At 46.4% G+C, this 16,777-nt stretch carries 12 protein-coding genes; 6 read left to right on the top strand and 6 right to left on the bottom strand.

What is annotated here, in order from left to right; all coding sequences use genetic code 11:
• Nucleotides 1–670: 670 nt before the first annotated feature.
• Nucleotides 671–1,777, top strand: coding sequence for a FecR family protein (locus JGK14_RS19815; RefSeq protein WP_293186237.1), 1,107 nt, complete (start codon nucleotides 671–673; stop codon nucleotides 1,775–1,777).
• A 170-nt stretch (nucleotides 1,778–1,947) separates the two neighbouring features.
• Entirely contained in the window at nucleotides 1,948–3,762 is a 1,815-nt protein-coding gene (locus tag JGK14_RS19810) for a CHASE2 domain-containing protein (RefSeq protein ID WP_293186238.1), read from the top strand.
• Nucleotides 3,763–4,005: 243 nt separating this feature from the next.
• Here JGK14_RS19810 and glsA read toward each other — a convergent pair whose 3' ends face one another.
• Entirely contained in the window at nucleotides 4,006–4,929 is a 924-nt protein-coding gene (gene glsA, locus JGK14_RS19805; RefSeq protein ID WP_293193396.1) for a glutaminase A, read from the bottom strand.
• Nucleotides 4,930–5,472: 543 nt separating this feature from the next.
• Between glsA and JGK14_RS19800 the strand changes: the two genes are divergently transcribed.
• Nucleotides 5,473–5,823 (top strand): hypothetical protein, encoded by a 351-nt coding sequence (locus JGK14_RS19800; RefSeq protein WP_293186242.1) that lies wholly within the window; start codon nucleotides 5,473–5,475, stop codon nucleotides 5,821–5,823.
• On the opposite strand, the gene JGK14_RS19795 is transcribed toward JGK14_RS19800, so the two are convergent.
• The 3 genes from JGK14_RS19795 to JGK14_RS19785 all read right to left on the bottom strand — a co-directional run bounded on the left by JGK14_RS19795 (nucleotide 5,820) and on the right by JGK14_RS19785 (nucleotide 9,498).
• The gene (locus tag JGK14_RS19795) at nucleotides 5,820–6,806 is read right to left on the bottom strand and encodes a YdcF family protein (RefSeq protein WP_293186244.1); all 987 of its coding nucleotides are present in this window, start codon (nucleotides 6,804–6,806) and stop codon (nucleotides 5,820–5,822) included. The genes JGK14_RS19800 and JGK14_RS19795 overlap by 4 nt on opposite strands.
• 501 nt (nucleotides 6,807–7,307) lie before the next feature.
• Entirely contained in the window at nucleotides 7,308–8,795 is a 1,488-nt protein-coding gene (pap, locus tag JGK14_RS19790) for a polyphosphate:AMP phosphotransferase (RefSeq protein ID WP_293186246.1), read from the bottom strand.
• Between the two features lie 499 nt (nucleotides 8,796–9,294).
• Nucleotides 9,295–9,498 carry a hypothetical protein gene (locus JGK14_RS19785; RefSeq protein ID WP_293186248.1) on the bottom strand — a complete coding sequence of 68 codons (204 nt, stop codon included), beginning with the start codon at nucleotides 9,496–9,498 and terminating at the stop codon, nucleotides 9,295–9,297.
• Between the two features lie 54 nt (nucleotides 9,499–9,552).
• Here JGK14_RS19785 and JGK14_RS19780 point away from each other — a divergent pair, with 54 nt between their 5' ends.
• Nucleotides 9,553–10,512 (top strand): GNAT family N-acetyltransferase, encoded by a 960-nt coding sequence (locus tag JGK14_RS19780; protein ID WP_293193398.1) that lies wholly within the window; start codon nucleotides 9,553–9,555, stop codon nucleotides 10,510–10,512.
• A gap of 255 nt (nucleotides 10,513–10,767) precedes the next feature.
• Here the strand turns inward: JGK14_RS19780 and JGK14_RS19775 are convergent, their stop codons facing one another.
• The gene (locus tag JGK14_RS19775; RefSeq protein ID WP_325315406.1) at nucleotides 10,768–12,828 is read right to left on the bottom strand and encodes an elongation factor G; all 2,061 of its coding nucleotides are present in this window, start codon (nucleotides 12,826–12,828) and stop codon (nucleotides 10,768–10,770) included.
• 880 nt (nucleotides 12,829–13,708) lie between these two features.
• Here JGK14_RS19775 and JGK14_RS19770 point away from each other — a divergent pair.
• Nucleotides 13,709–14,101 (top strand): peptidase, encoded by a 393-nt coding sequence (locus JGK14_RS19770; protein WP_293186254.1) that lies wholly within the window; start codon nucleotides 13,709–13,711, stop codon nucleotides 14,099–14,101.
• Entirely contained in the window at nucleotides 14,091–14,498 is a 408-nt protein-coding gene (locus JGK14_RS19765) for a HEPN domain-containing protein (RefSeq protein ID WP_293186256.1), read from the top strand. Before JGK14_RS19770 ends, JGK14_RS19765 begins: the two co-directional genes overlap by 11 nt.
• A gap of 222 nt (nucleotides 14,499–14,720) precedes the next feature.
• On the opposite strand, the gene JGK14_RS19760 is transcribed toward JGK14_RS19765, so the two are convergent.
• Nucleotides 14,721–16,634: a heavy metal translocating P-type ATPase gene (locus JGK14_RS19760; protein WP_293318197.1), complete on the bottom strand. Its 1,914-nt coding sequence runs from the start codon at nucleotides 16,632–16,634 to the stop codon at nucleotides 14,721–14,723.
• Nucleotides 16,635–16,777 lie beyond the last annotated feature (143 nt).

Raw genomic sequence — 16,777 nt, 5'->3', positions numbered from 1 at the left:
AAAAGCAATCCCAAATGCCTTCAGCAATGGGATAGAGAGCTGCGTAGCTCAGCCGAGGCGGGTTAATCCGCTCGAAGTGAAAGCGAAAGGGGAGGGACTTGAAGCCTCCCATGTCATGTAATAGATGACTATACTTTTACCAGCTATTCTAGTCGGAGTTGCTCGATCTTTGCCCCCTTGTCGCTCGGCCCAGCCTGCGTTGGTTGCACAGGCACAAGCTCCACTCCCAAAGCCAGCCGCACCACTTATATAATTATTTTTTATCACTTCCCAAAGGGAATCTTTTTATTAATTGCCACAACTACAGGATTTCTTCCCAATTATTCATCCTTCCGGCCGAAGCCAAAAGACCTTTACTAGCAGTAATTAATTTTATGTTTGCTATATATAAATATTCGCTCTTTCCTATTGAGAGCGGCGAAAACTCTTGTTCTGCAAGACTCTTGGTCTGGGGAACCCAAAAATTACACATCAAATCTGAGGAAACTGCCTCGTTGTAACAGTTTACTAAATTTTGACAATAAAAAGAAGATTTAATGGTAAGCTTTCTTGCTGAGAAAGCTTATTTTGGCTGCTGTTTTATGGCAAAAAAAATGGAACGATTTCCGGATTTAAGAAGTCTAATAAAGCAAATGAAGTCTAAGAACTTCAACATGACAAAATAGAAAATATGAATAAAATTTTTACTTGCTGGCGATCGACCAAAATTCCACTCCTAAGTTTGTCCTTAGCTGTGCTGGCCTGTCTTCCAGCCTTTCGCCCTACGATCGCCAGTCCGCTGTCTCCATCCCCCAAACAGCAGTCAAACCCTACTAAAATTATCTCGGTCGATCGACCGCCAGCACCACCAACCGGCTCAAAGTCTCCAAAATTTCCGGTAATAGCGGCAGCCAATCCATCCCCAACCAAGACAATCAACGCTCAGGGAACAGCGACAGGCCGATCGCTCGAAATTCAAGAAATTCGCGGTACAGTCACCTTTAAAGGGCGGCCCGCCGTCGTCGGCGATCGGCTCCTCGCCCCCGGAGACGAAATCATCACCGACCCCGATTCCACAGCCCGCTTAGCGATCGACAACAACACCGGCATCGTTGAAGTTGCCGAAAAAACCGCAGTTAGAATATCCGATTTGTCAAGCACTTCAGGCGAAAACGACACAGCTATTTTTGTCAGCAGGGGACGAGTGAGATTGTCGATCGGCAAAACTGCTGCGCCCACAGCCGCAGCTCAAACCTCAGCAATTATCCTACCCAAGCAAATTGCCGCCTTAAATACATTCAGCCCAATTGCCGAAACCAATCAAATAGCCCAACAAAAAAAATCTCCCAGAACCGCCCCAGTCAGGGTTGAAACCCCCGAAGGCGTTGCCGGAGTCAGGGGTACATCCTTTGGCGTCAGCGTCGGCCCAGACGGCAAAACCGGAGTCGAAACCATTGAAGGTTCAGTCGGAGTATCTGGCAAAAACGACTCCGAAGTAGTTGTCAACGGCGGTAACGCCACGGAAATTTTCCCTCAAACTCCCCCCGCACCGCCATCAGCCAGCCCTCGCTTAGCCGATCTCAAAGTCCGCAGTTTGTCGAGACTCGGTGGGAATATCTATCGCCTCAGCGGTCAAATTAACCCGATCGACATAATTTATGTCAACAACCAAGCCATTAAGATCGATCGAGAAGGTAAATTCAAAATCCAAGGAATTTTACCGGCCAGCCGCCGCCTCAAAATTGTAGTGAGAGGATCGTCCGTCAGAGAAAAGCATTACAACCTCGCAGTTCCCTAAACAACTGATCTAGATCGGACGGCGGTTTCAAGCGCCCGGTATTATCATCTGAAATATCGGTCTGGTTTCAACCCGCGGAGGCGGGTTTTGTTTGTCTAGACGCGGTTTCAACCGCCCGGTATTATCCGAACATCAGCATCGAATGTCAATTATTGCGTCAAATTAATTGAATGAAGTTCAAACAATTGATCGAGCATCTGAAACACAATCAACTGATTGGCATCCGGCAATATCTCATCACAAATCCTCCCTGGCTGACAGGCGCCGTAGCAGGAATAATGTCTGTCGCCATGCTGCAATTGGGAATGTGGAAACCCCTTGAATATTTGGGATACAAAACCCTATTTCAAATTCGAGAATCGGGAGTTTTGCCAAATCCGGGTTGGGATGAGAGAATTGCGGTAATTGCGATCGAACCCCAAAGCTTGCAGGAATACGGTCAATTTCCGTGGTCGCGCAATCGCTACGCCGCCCTGCTGTCAGCTTTAAAAAAATTTCCCCCCACAGCAGTTGGTTTCGACATTCTTTTCCTCGATCCGAGTCCGAAAGATGAAATGTTAGCCGCTGCGATCGCCACAAATGGCAAAGTTGTACTCCCAAGAACCACCCAAGAACAGCCAGTAGCATCTTTAAAAGCAGCCGCCGCAGGTGTCGGACATATAATGCACGAACCGAACAGCGACGGCGTTAGCCGCGATTCAAAAATATTTCTCGACTCCATTCCTAACTTCGGTTTAGTAATGACTCAGAGGTACAACGCTGCTAACCCGCAAAATCCTGTATTGCTGCCGCAGCCACAAAATATGCAGGAACAAACAGTCTGGGTTAACTGGCCCGGGAAAACAGAAAATCTACGTACCTATGCTTTTGTGGATGTTGTAGAAGGTAGAATTCCTGAAAATGCTTTAGCTGATAAATTAGTCTTAGTCGGTCTAGTCGCTACGGGTTTTGACCAGATATCTACACCTCTGAACAAGACTACTGCTGGGGTTTATTTATATGCAGCTTTAGTTGACAATTTGCTCAATCAGCGATTGCTAAAGCGACTGCCCGCAGCGCTAGAAATTTTGTTATTGTTGGGGATTGGCCCCCTTACTACTTCGGTGCTGTGCAACCGAGGTGTTAAAGCAAGAATTGCGATCGCCCTTGGTTTACCTGTAATTTGGGTTACGGCTGCTGCTGTATTATTTGGCTACTATTTTTGGTGGCTTCCCGTTGCCGCACCCATCGGCACCCTCATTTTATCTGGTACTGCTTTACAAGTGCGGGAACAGTACGAAAAACAGCAGTTAATGAGGTTATTTGAAAAACACGTCGCCCCCGAAACTGCTCAGCTTATTTGGGAACGCAAAGCAGAGATATTTGAACAGGGAGAACTCGAACCTCAAGAACTTACAGCAACTGTGCTGTTTATGGATATTCGCAGTTTTACTTCAATTTCCGAAAAAATGCGGCCGCGGGATTTGCTCACCTGGCTGAACCATTATTTGGAAGCGATGACCGACTGTATTATGGATCACGGCGGCGTTGTCGATAAATACATTGGTGATGCAATTATGGCAGTTTTTGGTGTACCTTTTTGCCACACAGAATATCCCGAAATTCAACAAGATGCTTTAAATGCCGTAGCAGCTTGCATCGCCATGCACGAAAAGCTGCACAAAATCAACGAGCAGCTTAGAATTGACCGCAAACCTTTAATTAAGTTTGGCATTGGTTTGCATACCGGACAGTTAGTTGCCGGCAGCGTCGGCGGTTCCCGGCGTTTGAATTATTCTGTAATCGGCGATGCTGTCAACGTTGCGGCTAGATTGGAGGCGATGAATAAGGAAATTATTTCTGACAGTCCTTTTAATTTGTTGGTGACGGGGAGAACTTTTGCTTACGTGCGCGATCGCTACGAAGGGCAAAAAGTAGGAGCGATTCAATTGCGCGGCAAAAAAGAAGAAACTGTGGTTTATGCTATTTTGGGTGAAAAGCAGTAGTCAGTAGTCAGTTGACAGTTGACAGTTGACAGTTGTTATTGGTTATTGGTTATTGGTTATTGGTTATTGGTTATTGGTAGTTGGTTATTGGTAGTTGGTTATTGGTAGTTGGTTATTGGTAGCCACTAACAAATAACATCGGACAAATAACAAATAACAAATAACAATGTCCTGCGCGGGCCTTCTTCCCAATTCCCAATTCCCAATTCCCAATTCCCAATTACCAATTACCAATTACCCAATCTAATCAAATATACTCAGCCGCAAAGATTTAGCTATTTGTTCCAACAGAAACAAACCGCCGACAGAATTTCCCTCTTTATTCAAAGGCGGACTGTAGGAGGCGATCGCCCCTTCGCCCGGAATAACCGACAACAAAGCCCCGCTAACACCCGACTTAGCGGGAATTCCCACCCGCAGCGCAAAGCGGGCCGATGCTTCATACAAACCGCAAGTAGCCATCAGCGCTTTCACAGTGCGACAGTTTTCCGCGATCGCTTCACCACCATTTACCAACACCATTCCCAGCTTCGCCAAATCCTCTACACTTCCAGACAAACAGCAAACGCGATTGTAGGTTTCTAACGCAATTTCCGAGTTTTGTAGATAACCAGATTCTACCATTGCTAAGGCAAGATCCCAATTTTTTTGATTCGGCATAGCATTCACTGAATCGAGCATTAACTCGTCAACAAATAGCTGACTTTTTGCCTGTTGGTTCAGCCAAGTTCGCAGGTTTTGACAGCGTTCAACCGCATTTTCACCGGGAATCAAAGACGCTAGAGCGATCGCCCCGCTATTAATCATCGGATTTCTCGGCTTCCCTTTATCCCTTTCGAGTTGAGTCAGAGAATTGAAAGGAAGTTCCGAAGGCTCGCAGCCCACGCAGTCAAAAACTGCTTTTTCACCCAATTCGCACAGCAAGTAAAGCAAGACGAAAGGTTTGACTGCGCTCATCAGCGGGAATGTGGTAGCAGCGCTACCCCAGCTCAAAATTTGACCGTCAATTGCCCGAATTTGCACGGCAAACCATTGTCTGTCGGCTTGGGCAAGGAGAGGTACGTATGCGGGGATTTTACCGGATTTACTGCGATTAATTGCCTCTATTGCCCAAGCTGCCAGTTGTTCTGGTTCCAGGGAAGATAGTTTGCTGGTGGGTGTTTTCACTTTCGGTTATTTAAATATTTACGATCGCCCTTGTGAACCAGAAACCCTGTTTTTAAAGCACATTGCGACACTTGAGCTCCGGGAAAAACCCGGTTTGTGAGGTGAGAGCAAGTGCGATCGCTCTATCGCAATAAAATTGGTTCGTAGTGCGGACTTCAGTCCGCAGGCGCTAACTTTGATTGTTATGGTAATTGACCGGACATAATATGAGAGCAAGTGCGATCGGCTTTCAGGCTGCGATCGTTACCGCCTGCGGGCAGCTAATCAATATTATTGACAAAATTTTCCTAAAAATCTGTACTTTGCATAAAAACCTCCCTTTCACCCAGATAGATAGGTAGCAGCATCAAGGCAGCGCTGCTACCCAAAATCAACAAGGACTAGCTTGAAATGCCTTCAACTTCTTATTTTTAATCCCCAATCAGGGGCGGGGTGCATATTTAATTTAATTTTTTCAGAGTTCGCGCAATCCTTTCCGGAAAACCCCCGAACCTCTGAGAATCTACTATCCAATCGGATCTACTCAAACCCAGGATAAAAAAAATGGCAGACGAACCGAAAACAGATGCAGCAGAAGCACCAAAACCCGCTCCGATGATTTTTAAGGGTGTCTGCAAGGACGGAGTTCTCAAAGGCAAAGAAATTGAAGGCAAATTAGATATCAAAGTAAACGTTGAATCAGTCACAACGCCAGCACCAACTCCAACAAAATCTAAGTGGGAGGAGCCTATATTTTGGGCGGTGTTTTTATTAACTGCCAACTTTGCCGTCGGCGATCCCGCCGGAATGAGAAAATACAGCCCCCCACAAAGGTCTCATTCTCAGGAAATGTTAAACCAATCTGGGGAGCAGTCGGTGTTGCCTCAAAAAAACACCACCAACTTGCCGCTTTAGGCTCTGGGAGCCTGCCAGCCGCGCAAATAGTAATAAACAGACCCGAAATATTCATCGAATACTCGTGTCGTAGTTACCAAAGCTTCTGCACTGGGCAGGAAATCTGCCGCGTCTAAGCGCAGTTTGGAATGCCCTCCTGACACTGGCTGGTAAGTGTAGAAGTCCGTAGCTCTAGGAATCACCTGGATTCCCATATTCGCAAAAGCGAGGCTGGCACGTCGCATCTGAATTGCAGATGTTACCAGGATTACTTTGCGCCCGACGCCGCGGCTGTCGAGGATTTTTCTCACTTCCTCGGCGCTGGTGCGTATGTTCCTGCCATTATCGTCGAGAACGATATTGTTGCGCGGCACGCCCATGTTGCTTGCCAGCAAAGTTTGGATATCTTTAGCTTCGCCAGTATCATTCTGTAAATTTGCTCTGGGCCCAGCACTAACAATCACCAAAGGTGCTAGTTCTTTTTTGTACAAAACAGCAGCATAGGGCAAGCGATTGCCTGTGTCTGTCAGTTGAATTGCTTCTCGGTTAGCGTTGTGACTGTTAGTCGTTCCCTTGCCCAGCAGGACGATCGCCGCTGCTGTTTCATCGCAGCAAACTGTGCGGGCTGCGGCATCTCGTTCTGCTTGATCTGCGAACCAATAAGCCACCACTGGCATACTCGACAGAATCAAAACCAGCAGCGCAGCCAGGATCATTCTCGGCGCCGGGTTGCGGATGCCCCCGTTCGTGATCAGCGCCGATGCAATCACCAACAGTGAGATCGCAAAACCTAGCGGCTTAAAGAAGAAAGCTATTAAGCCGAAAATCGCCGCTCCGACTGGCGTGTCTGGGGCAAAAAAAGCGAGGAACAAAAGGCTGATCAGCAGCAAAACGCGCAGCCGATCTATTAAAGGATTGTCTTTGCCTCCTGATTGATCCCACCACGATTTGATCAGTGAGAAGAGGAGGAATAGAAATAGAATGCGAGCGAATAGTTCAGGCATCTTGCAATATTCTGTGTCTTCATAAATTAGTACGGAAGTGTGGAACGAGCGCTAATTTAGCTGCGGGAGCAAATACGGGCATCGGTTGAGTTGGGTTGTTAACTTTGGCCGATCGCACAGTTCGATCGCATTTCTGAGAAATGCTCTATTCCGGTCAGCTATCAACTATTGGTTGCACGCAAGGAGATCCCGCTACTTCCAGTCAGTCGATTTTAAATTTTAAATTTTAGATTTTAGATTGACTCCACAGATGAATCTAGGAGCTTGCACTTTGGTCTAAAATTTTAGGCTCTCCACACTCATAGCGTTGGGGGGTTGTACCCGTTTTGGGGCGGGTCACAGATTGCTGACAGATAATTGGTAATCGATAGTTGGTTAATGGTCGATCGGTAATTGATAATGGATGGAGCCGGCGGCAGGTGAAATTGACTTGGCAATTCAAGCCTGATTTGTGCTGCTGCTATTTTTCCCATTACCTGTTACCCGTTCACCAATCCCAATTTATCGGCGTTTCAGTTGATTCCGAATTGCCTGCGTTACCGTTTGAATTACTTTAACACGAGCATAATACTTGTTATCGGCCGCAATTATAGTCCAGGGAGCTGACGGGGTGCTGGTGCGCTGAACCATTTGATTCACCGCCACTTCATAATAATTCCACTTTTGGCGATTCCGCCAATCTTCAGGAGTGAGTTTGTATTGTTTAAATGGATTTTTTTCTCGCTCTGTAAACCGCTTTAGTTGCTCGTCTGGACTGATGTGCAGCCAGAATTTAACTACGACACAACCGAAACTGGTGAGTTGCTCCTCAAATTCGTTAATTTCCTGGTAAGCTCGGCGCCATTCGGGTTCGGTGGCAAATCCTTCCACTCGTTCGACCAGCACTCTACCATACCAACTGCGATCGCAAATGCTGATTTTACCAGCAGTCGGCAACCGCCGCCAGAACCGCCAGAGGTAGTGGTGAGATTTTTCTTCATCCGTGGGGGCAGCAAACGGATTAACGGTGTAACTGCGGGGGTCTAGGATGTCCGTCAAGCGTTTGATCGCGCCTCCTTTACCGGCGGCGTCCCAACCTTCAAACAGCACTAAGACAGGGATTTCATCTTCGTCGATGCTTTGTTGCAGTTTGCCAAAACTGGTTTGTGCTGCGCGAAGTTCCTGTTTGTATTCGTCTGGCGACAGCGATTGAGTCAAATCTACTTGGGCGAGCAAGTTGGGTTCGGTGGGTGACAAGCTTTCTTGAGGTGGCAATTTCAGTGGTGCAGATTGCGTCGGGAGTCTCTCTAGGGCTTCTGTAATTGTCGCTGCCATTTGCGTTAAAACTTTGACTCTCGCCCAGCGCTGACAGTCCCCTTCTACTAGCGTCCAAGGTGCCGGGCCCGTGCCGGTTTGAGTTACCATTTCTTCGGCCAAAGTTGTGTATTCTTGGTATTTTTTGGCTTGTTTCCAATCTTCGGGCCGCACTCGCCAAGCTTGTAAGCTGTCGTCTTCTAGTTTTTTGAGCCTGTGCTTGAGTTCTTTTTTGCTCAGGTGAATCCAAAATTTGGCAATTGCCGCGCCGTCATCTACCATCTGCCGCTCGAAGGCGTTGATTTGCCTGATGACTGTCGGTACTTCGGCGTCAGAAACTCTCTGGAACAATCGGTCTTCTAAAACATGAGTGTACCAACTGTGGTAGAAAAAACCAATCCGCCCTCGCGCCGGCAGTTTCTCCCAAAACCGCCACAGGAAAGGATAGCCCATTTCTGCCTCTGACGGCGGCCAAATCGGGTGGACGGCAAACCCCCGCGGATCCATGTACCCCACCATTTTTTTGACCAGGGCGCCTTTGCCGGCGGCCGCCCAGCCTTCGAGTACGATGATTGCAGGCAGTTTTTTTTCCCAGCAGGTCTGTTGGAGCGATCGCAACTGCTGCATTAAAACTTCGATTTTGGCATCATAGGTTTCTTTGTCCAAGGAAATATCTAAATCGAGGTTGTCGAGCATATTGACCTCATGCAAATCTGAGACAGCAGTTTAACGTTAGTTTAACGTTAGGATAAAATTAAATCTTCAAGTGCCGCAAAAAGTTATAAAAAATACACTTATGCTCGGTTAAAAGTGCAATGCTTATATCGCCCAATCCGGGAGACAGTTAATAGAAACAAAACTCCCCTTGCCTCAAACTTGCCAAAAAAAACCTGAGCGGTTATAGTTGAATAAGGCAACTTTTTAATAAGTTCAAATTCTCCCCTCCCCCGATCGGGCGAGCAAACAGGAGGAGCAACAAATCCCTGCAACAGGATTTATTGTAAAACAGAGTACAAGTAAAAATCAACTACCCGGTGGGGGTGAAAACTTCTTTACTTAGCTGTATCAAATTTATTTAAATAATAGTTGATCGAGCATCAGCCTCGATAACTTCCAGCGCGCTGCTTGCGAACGTTGGGCGTTTCTCGGATCGGCAACTCAAATACAAAACTAGCCCAAAAGGGCAAACCAATTTTTATGATTGCGCCATGAGATAAAACCTGAAAGCCTGGGTGATATAAACAGGTTTCTGAGTTTTATCAACACCATTCTCAACAACTAAAAGCTGTGGAACAGGCATATTACCTGTTACCGACATTTGTGCAAAATGTCCATTTGTGGAACAGGCATCTTGGCTGTTACCGACATTTGTGCAAAATGTCCAAATTACTGTACTCATTTGCCAATACCCACTAACAGGAACAGTCCGAATTTACGGATTGCAAAGTTTTCTATGAATATCTTGACAACACGCTCCTACAAAGGTGAAAGTGACTGGTGCGCGATCGCCAATTTAATCGATGCTTGCGAAGCAGTCGATGGAGTCGGCGAAGAAGTATCCGCCAGCGAAGTAAAGCTTGTACTCGACGCCCCCACACTCGACAAAGCCCGCGACGTACAGTTGTGGGAAGACGGAAACTACAGACTAATTGGTTTAGCACTCCTAGATATGCCAGATTCCCAGGATGAAATAGACGGCTGTCTCTGGTTTTACGTGCATCCAAAGGCGCGCGGCCAAGATTTGGAAAAAGATATCATTAAATGGGGCGAAAAGCGCCTGGGCGAAGTCTCGAAACAACGGAATTTGCCCGCGAAATTGCGTACCTACAGTCGGGAAGATGAAAGCGACGAGATGCGGCTGTTAGAGAAAGAGGGCTTTGAAGTCGATCGCTATTTTCTCACAATGACGCGATCGCTCGCCGAACCAATTCCCGCACCCGAATTTCCCGCAGATTTTGCCCTGACGCACGTATCCGGGGAAAAAGACATCCAACCCTGGGTAGAAATGTTCAACCAGTCATTTATCGATCACTGGAACCACCACGATTTAACAGCCGAAACCGTGCGATACTGGATGCAAGACGAGAATTATCAGCCGGAATTAGACTTAATTGCTGTTTCGGGCGATCGTAAATTTGCAGCATTTTGCGACTGTCAAATCAAACCCCAAAAAAACCCCCGCAGCGACGCAAAAGACGGTTGGATTGAACTATTGGGTACGCGGCGGGACTTTCGCAAAATGGGCTTAGGAAAAGCGATGCTGCTAGCTGGTTTGCACACCTTAAAAGCGGCGGGTGCAAATACAGCTAAACTCAGCGTCGATGCCGACAGTTTGACAGGTGCAACAAAGCTTTACCAATCAGTCGGTTTCCGCCCGATGGAAACTTGGCTGTCGTGGGCTAAACCAGTTTAAAACAAGGTTGGTAGTGAACGCTAGATACCCGAGTTCTTAAAGTAAACCCACCCCACCCAACATGAATTGAAAAGTGTTTTTAATGCTGTAGGGGCGGGTTAACCAACCATAATCGCCACCCAACAAACAATCTCAAAAACCCGCCCCACCCAACAAACAATATCAATGTACATTCAGATTTATGGTGGGATGGGGGCGGGTTTTTATATATTGTTGGTCATCGTTATATATGGTTGGTGAACCCGCCGCTACAGCTTAATTTTTACCGTTACCATTCCCATTCCCGCCAGCCGTAAGCAAAACCCGCTTAGCCAAAGGTTCCGGTACTTCTTGTAATCGATCGAACTCCCAGTTAAAAAATCCGACTCCCATCGTCTGCGATCGCAATTCTACGATCAAATTCTGCATTTCGGCGATCGGCAAATAAGCCGAAACAGCATCCCATCCCTTCCAGTCTGCTTTACCCTCATAGCCGAGAATTTGGCCGCGATGTCCGCTGACCAATTGCAACACCTTTGATGTACACTCGTTGGGAGCGCAAATTTCAACTTTGGCGATCGGCTCCAGCAAAGTTGATTCGCACTTCTCCATCCCCGACTGCATCGCCAACCGCGCCGCCTGTTTGAAAGCTTGTTCGGAACTGTCAACAGAATGATAGGAACCGTTAGTCAGAGTCACTGATACATCTACCACCGGAAAACCCAACGGGCCGCGATCCAAATATTCGCGCACTCCCACTTCAACGCCGGGAATATACTGTTTTGGAACGACTCCGCCGACTATTTTGTCAGTGAAATTGAAACCTTCTCCGCGAGGCTGCGGTGCGATGTCGAGGTACACGTCGCCAAACTGTCCGTGTCCGCCGCTTTGGTGTTTGTAGCGCCCATGAATGGAAGATGCAGGTTTGCGGATGGTTTCTTTGTACGGTACTTGCGGTAAGTGAGTTACCATCGGCAAATTGTACTTGCGGCGCAACCTGTCTAAGGCTACTTTCAGGTGGATTTCGCCTTGACCCCAAAGTATAACTTCGTGAGTATCTCCGTGCTGTTCCCAAACTAAAGATGGGTCTTCTTCTAATAGTTTAGCTAAGGCAGAACTCAACTTAACTTCATCATTGCGCTTTTCGGGGACGATCGCCAGTGCGTACACAGGCGAGATGATTTCTGCTTTTGGCAATAATTCGTCCAAACCTAACACATCGCCTGTTCTCAAGCCTTCCAGCCTGCCCACAGCGACAATTTCCCCGGCACTGACCGACTGCAAACTTTGCGTTTGCTGGCCGGTCAATCGGTACAAACCGTTAACTCGAACCCCGTTCAAAACTGCTCCGTCTGCGAGGATTCCCCGCCAGATTCTGACTAACGATAGCTTACCTCCTTGAGGCGTGTAATAGGTTTTGAGGATTTGACCGAGAACCTTGTTTTCACTTTGTATAAAACCGCGCCGTTCTGCTGTAGTTTCCGGTGTCGGCGCTTCTCTGAGTAAAGCTTCCAGCAGAGGCCGCACGCCGAAATCTTGTTCGGCGATACCGATGAATACGGGCACTATTAAATCAGCGCCTAATTCCATCTTGAAATCGCGGGTAATCTCTTCAGCATCGGGATTGATTTCTTCCAGCAATTCTTCGAGTAAACGATCGTCAAAATTGGCTAATTCTTCGAGCATTTCCTGTCGCGCGGCGCTTTCTTGTGCTTTGAGGTGTTCGGGAAGCGGGACTGGATCTGCGGGTGCGCCGGAGTGATAGTGGTAAGCTTGTTCGGTTACTAAGTCGATAAAACCGATGATTTGTTCGTTTTTGCCGATCGGGTATTGGTGAGGTACAATTGGTCTGCTAGAAACGGATTTGAGCGCGTTGAGTACGTCGGTGAAGTTGCTACCGCAGGTGGTTTCGTCTGTGCAAGCGCGATCGATCTTATTGATGAAAACTAGGTGGGGAATTTCCCAATCGTCGAGGAATTTGAACAGCGGGGCGAGGGTTAAAGTGCGATCGGCAACCGGTTCGCAAACAATCACGGCTGCATCGACACCGATAAGTGCATTGTAAGTTTCTTGGACAAATTCGATCGAGCCGGGACAGTCAAGAAATGTGAAGCGGACGTTTTCGTATTCGGCGGTGGCGCTGTTGACTTCTACGCTCATTTTGCGATCGCGCGCTTCGGGCGAACTGTCACCTACCGTATTACCATCCTTAGCATTACCCTTGCGAGTAATCGTCCCTGTCACCGACAGCAAACTTTCGAGAAGTGCGGTTTTACCGCTTAAATAAGGGCCAACAATTGCAACGTTTCGCGTGGCCCTAATGACATTTTCGTTCATATAGCCTCCTACACAAAGTGAAGGGGAAGGGGAAGGAGAAGATGATGATTCAGGAAAAAAACTTGTGTTTGCCGATTTCTCCGATCTCTTCCCTTGTGGATCTGAAAACTTTTATTTTGCGATCGTTCTTAGTTTAAACTTAAATTGCGACACAAATTCATTAATTACTGTGAAGTATTAAGTATTTTTGTAAATCAATTTGTGAAAATGCTAATCCCAGAAACCGGGTTTCTTCCTAGATTTTTCTTACTCAACCGAAAATATTCATAGAAACCCGGTTTCTCTGCTAATCCCAGAAACCGGGTTTCTTCCTAAATTTTTCGTACTCAACCAAAAATATTCATAGAAACCCGGTTTCTCGCCACGCAGCGAGAGAAATTAGTTGTAGGGTGTGTCGCGAAAATCCCTAAATGTGACAAACAATCTCCTAGCGACGCACCTTTCTTGGTTCACAATCCGTGCGCCAACAAACCCAACATTTTTTTGATTTGTTTTTTGAGCCTTAGGAATGAAAATTTAATAACTTACACTTTGATGATTGTTGTGGGATGGGCGTCCCGCCCGTCCTTTCTGCACGGGCTCTCCCGCCCATCCCACAAATTTGCTTAAGTTATTTAATTTCTATTCCTTATATATAAGGTGCGTCGCTCTTAAATTGTCGCTCTTTGTTGAGAGATTTTTGATGTATCCACACCCTACAAATACTCACGAGTAACCAGAAATCGGCTTTTTTAGGACAATACTTCGGTATCACCATCACAAACATATTCGGTTTCTCGCCACCCGTGCGTAAATTCGATCGGCATGACACACAGGCTTTCCACAATAGCGCCCATCTTTGCTAAAATTTTAACAAGTAAAGCATTCAGAAGCAATAATTATGACTGCTATCCAAGAGCAAGCTATTAAAACAGAACCCTTTGACGATTTAATCGCTGATTTCAATAAAATCCGAAGTCTCTACACGGTAGAAGAACCTCTTGAAGCTTTTAAGTTAATTATTGAGCAGGAAGTAATGCTAAGTGTGATTTTAGAAGCTCATTCTCAAGTTAGAGAACTATTCCCTAGCGAAAGATTAGCCTTGGAAGTGAAAACCGATCCAGAAATTGCCAATTGGCGATCGCTCTGGATTACGATCTACACTAAACTAGAAGTTGATGAAGCTTTTGAAAAATTGATGATTCTTGATGATACTTGGTGGCTGGATAAGATAACTACTGTTACTAATAGTAAATTGCATATTAGTTTGGGATTTGAGTCAAATGAGATTTGATTGGTCTGAATATTTGAATTTAGCCCAAGAATTGGCGACAATCTCTGGCGATTCTGACAATAATGAGGCAAAATTGCGATCGGCAATAAGTCGATCATACTATGCAGTATTCTGCTTAGCTAGAAATTACTTGCGCGATGTTGAACAAGACTCTAGGCTTTCTCGCAAAAATTCTGATATTAACGAACATCAATATGTGGCTGAAGAATTTATTTTTCATAAATCTAAAGCTAAAAAAATGATAAAAATAGGGGAGAACTTAAGCAGATTAAGGCTGTTCAGGAATAAGGCAGATTATGCGGATACGGTATTTACATTATCAAGCGATGTTAAAATCGCTTTGAAAATAGCTCAAAATATTATGACATCTCTGAGTGAATTAAATCGTGAAAATTGAGCGATAATAGTAGGGGCGGGTTCACCCACCATATATGAAACCCACAAATAATCTCATAAACCCGCCCCATCCCCGCGATTATTTACATCAACATTTTACAAATAAATTTATGGTACATTTTTATTGTTGGTGGGGGAGGGCGGGTTTATGAAATTGTTGATTTTTATCATAAATTGTTGGTGAACCCGCCCCTACAAATTCGTCTCGTAACGAGTAATTTAATTAATGTCTCAGCAGCCGCAAACCACTCAAAGTTACTAAAACTGTAGACCCTTCATGACCGATGACGCCGATCGGCATTGTGATATTTCCGAGAAAATTAGCAGCCAATAACAGTATAATGCAACTGAGTGCAAAAATAATGTTTTGCTTGACTACATTTTGAGCGCGCCGCCCCAAACTAATTGCTTTAGCTAGTTGTTCTAACTTGTCCGCCATTAATACGATATCAGCAGTTTCTAAAGCGACATCGCTACCGGAAATACCCATCGCAATTCCCACGGAAGCCTGGGCGAGGGCGGGGGCGTCGTTGATGCCGTCTCCTACCATTGCGACGGTTTGATACTGGGTTTGCAACTTTTTAATTAGGTGCACTTTGTCTTCTGGCAAAAGTTCGGCGTACACTTCATTGATGCCTAATTGGCGGGCGATATATTCAGCGGTTTGCTGGTTGTCGCCTGTCAGCATTATGATATGTTCTACGCCTAATTTTTGCAAGCGTTTTATCGTGGCTGCTGCTTCCGGGCGGACTGTATCTGCTACTGCAATGATACCTAAAAGTTCATCCTCCTTTGCCACCCAAACAACCGTTTTTCCTTCCCCTTGCAACTGATGACTTACTTCTGTCAACTCAGCAGTTGCTCCGACAAAACTGGCTTTACCAATAGTAATGGTTTGATTGTTAACTTTACCGACAATTCCTTGACCGATTTTTGCTTGTACGTCGATCGCACTTGACAACGGTAACTGTTGCTGATTTGCGGCTTGGACAATTGCTTGGCCGATCGCGTGTTCGGAATGAGCTTCCAGAGCCGCAGCTAATTGCAGAACTTCTGTTTCAGTATATCCGGTAGCTGGTACAATTTGGATAACTTGCGGTTTTCCCGTGGTAAGGGTTCCAGTTTTGTCAAAGGCGATCGCCCGAACTTGACCTATTATCTCTAATTGCGCGCCACTTTTAAACAAAATCCCCTGTCTCGCGCCGTTAGCAATCCCCGACAGCAGCGCCGGCATAATCGAAGCCATCAGCGCACAGGGAGAAGCGACTACTAGGAAAATCAGCGCCCGATAGATGGTGTCTTCCCAATTCCAGCCCAAAACAAAGGGCGGCAAAGTTGCTAGCAGCAAGCCTAAACCGACAATCAATTTAGCATAACCGCGCTCGAACTTTTCGACAAACTGCTGAGAAGGTGGCGCTTCTGTTTGCGCTTGTTGCACCAGCCGAATCACTCGCTGAATCAAACTGCTTTCTGGACTTTTGTGCACTTCCAATTGTAACGCGCCGGCACCGTTAATCGTACCTGCATAAACTTCATCGCCGGCGGTTTTTTCCACGGGCATCGATTCGCCGGTAATTGAGGCTTGATTCAGGCTGCTGTAGCCTTCGATAATTATTGCATCTGTGGGGATGATTTCTCCGGGCTTGACTAAAATACGATCGCCAATTGCCAATTTGTCGATCGCAATTTCTCGTTCCCCATCGTACATTAGCACCCGCGCAGTATCCGCAGTCAAGCTCATCAAACTGCGAATACTCCGTTCAGTCCGCTGCATAGCATAACCTTCAAGGGCGCCGCTAATTGCAAAGATTAAAATTAAAACAGCACCGTCCACAATTAAATGATATTCTCGCCGCCACAGCCCCAAACCGGCCGCGCCCAAAGCAGCCACAATCATCAACAAATCTACATCTAATTCGCGTTCTTCAAACAGCGTAGTCAACCCTTCGCGGGTGCTGGAATAGCCGCCGATAACGTAAGCAGCGGGCAATATTAACACCGCTAAGCCCAGCCAACCGACTTGTAGGGCGATCGAACCCAAAATTACTAGAATTCCGCACAGGGCGGCAGTCACAGCATCGGGATGTTCTTGGGCGAGGCGCGACAGGCGAGAGATGGGGAGGGAATTGGGAGTCATGGGATTTTAGATTTTGGATTTTAGATTTTGGATTGAAGAATTAAGCCCGTGGTTGAATCCAGGGGCTGGTTGTCAGGATGCCGAACTTTTATGTGTTTCCGCAGTCTCTACCGGGTGTCTCGAACAAAATTGCTTTCGGTTAT

Origin of the sequence: Microcoleus sp. PH2017_28_MFU_U_A (genome assembly GCF_020738035.1) — a bacterium.
GTDB lineage: Bacteria > Cyanobacteriota > Cyanobacteriia > Cyanobacteriales > Microcoleaceae > Microcoleus.
The sequence above is the reverse complement of the archived record's forward strand: the minus strand, read 5'-3'. Positions and strand labels throughout refer to the sequence as shown.

Excerpts from the sequence above, each read along its gene's own strand:
- JGK14_RS19760 (WP_293318197.1), bottom strand. The coding sequence starts at position 16,634 with ATGACTCCCAATTCCCTCCCCATCTCTCGCCTGTCGCGCCTCGCCCAA.
- JGK14_RS19815 (WP_293186237.1), top strand. The coding sequence starts at position 671 with ATGAATAAAATTTTTACTTGCTGGCGATCGACCAAAATTCCACTCCTA.
- JGK14_RS19785 (WP_293186248.1), bottom strand. The coding sequence starts at position 9,498 with ATGAGTACAGTAATTTGGACATTTTGCACAAATGTCGGTAACAGCCAA.
- JGK14_RS19780 (WP_293193398.1), top strand. The coding sequence starts at position 9,553 with ATGAATATCTTGACAACACGCTCCTACAAAGGTGAAAGTGACTGGTGC.
- pap (WP_293186246.1), bottom strand. The coding sequence starts at position 8,795 with ATGCTCGACAACCTCGATTTAGATATTTCCTTGGACAAAGAAACCTAT.
- JGK14_RS19765 (WP_293186256.1), top strand. The coding sequence starts at position 14,091 with ATGAGATTTGATTGGTCTGAATATTTGAATTTAGCCCAAGAATTGGCG.
- JGK14_RS19810 (WP_293186238.1), top strand. The coding sequence starts at position 1,948 with ATGAAGTTCAAACAATTGATCGAGCATCTGAAACACAATCAACTGATT.
- JGK14_RS19795 (WP_293186244.1), bottom strand. The coding sequence starts at position 6,806 with ATGCCTGAACTATTCGCTCGCATTCTATTTCTATTCCTCCTCTTCTCA.
- JGK14_RS19775 (WP_325315406.1), bottom strand. The coding sequence starts at position 12,828 with ATGAACGAAAATGTCATTAGGGCCACGCGAAACGTTGCAATTGTTGGC.
- JGK14_RS19800 (WP_293186242.1), top strand. The coding sequence starts at position 5,473 with ATGGCAGACGAACCGAAAACAGATGCAGCAGAAGCACCAAAACCCGCT.
- JGK14_RS19770 (WP_293186254.1), top strand. The coding sequence starts at position 13,709 with ATGACTGCTATCCAAGAGCAAGCTATTAAAACAGAACCCTTTGACGAT.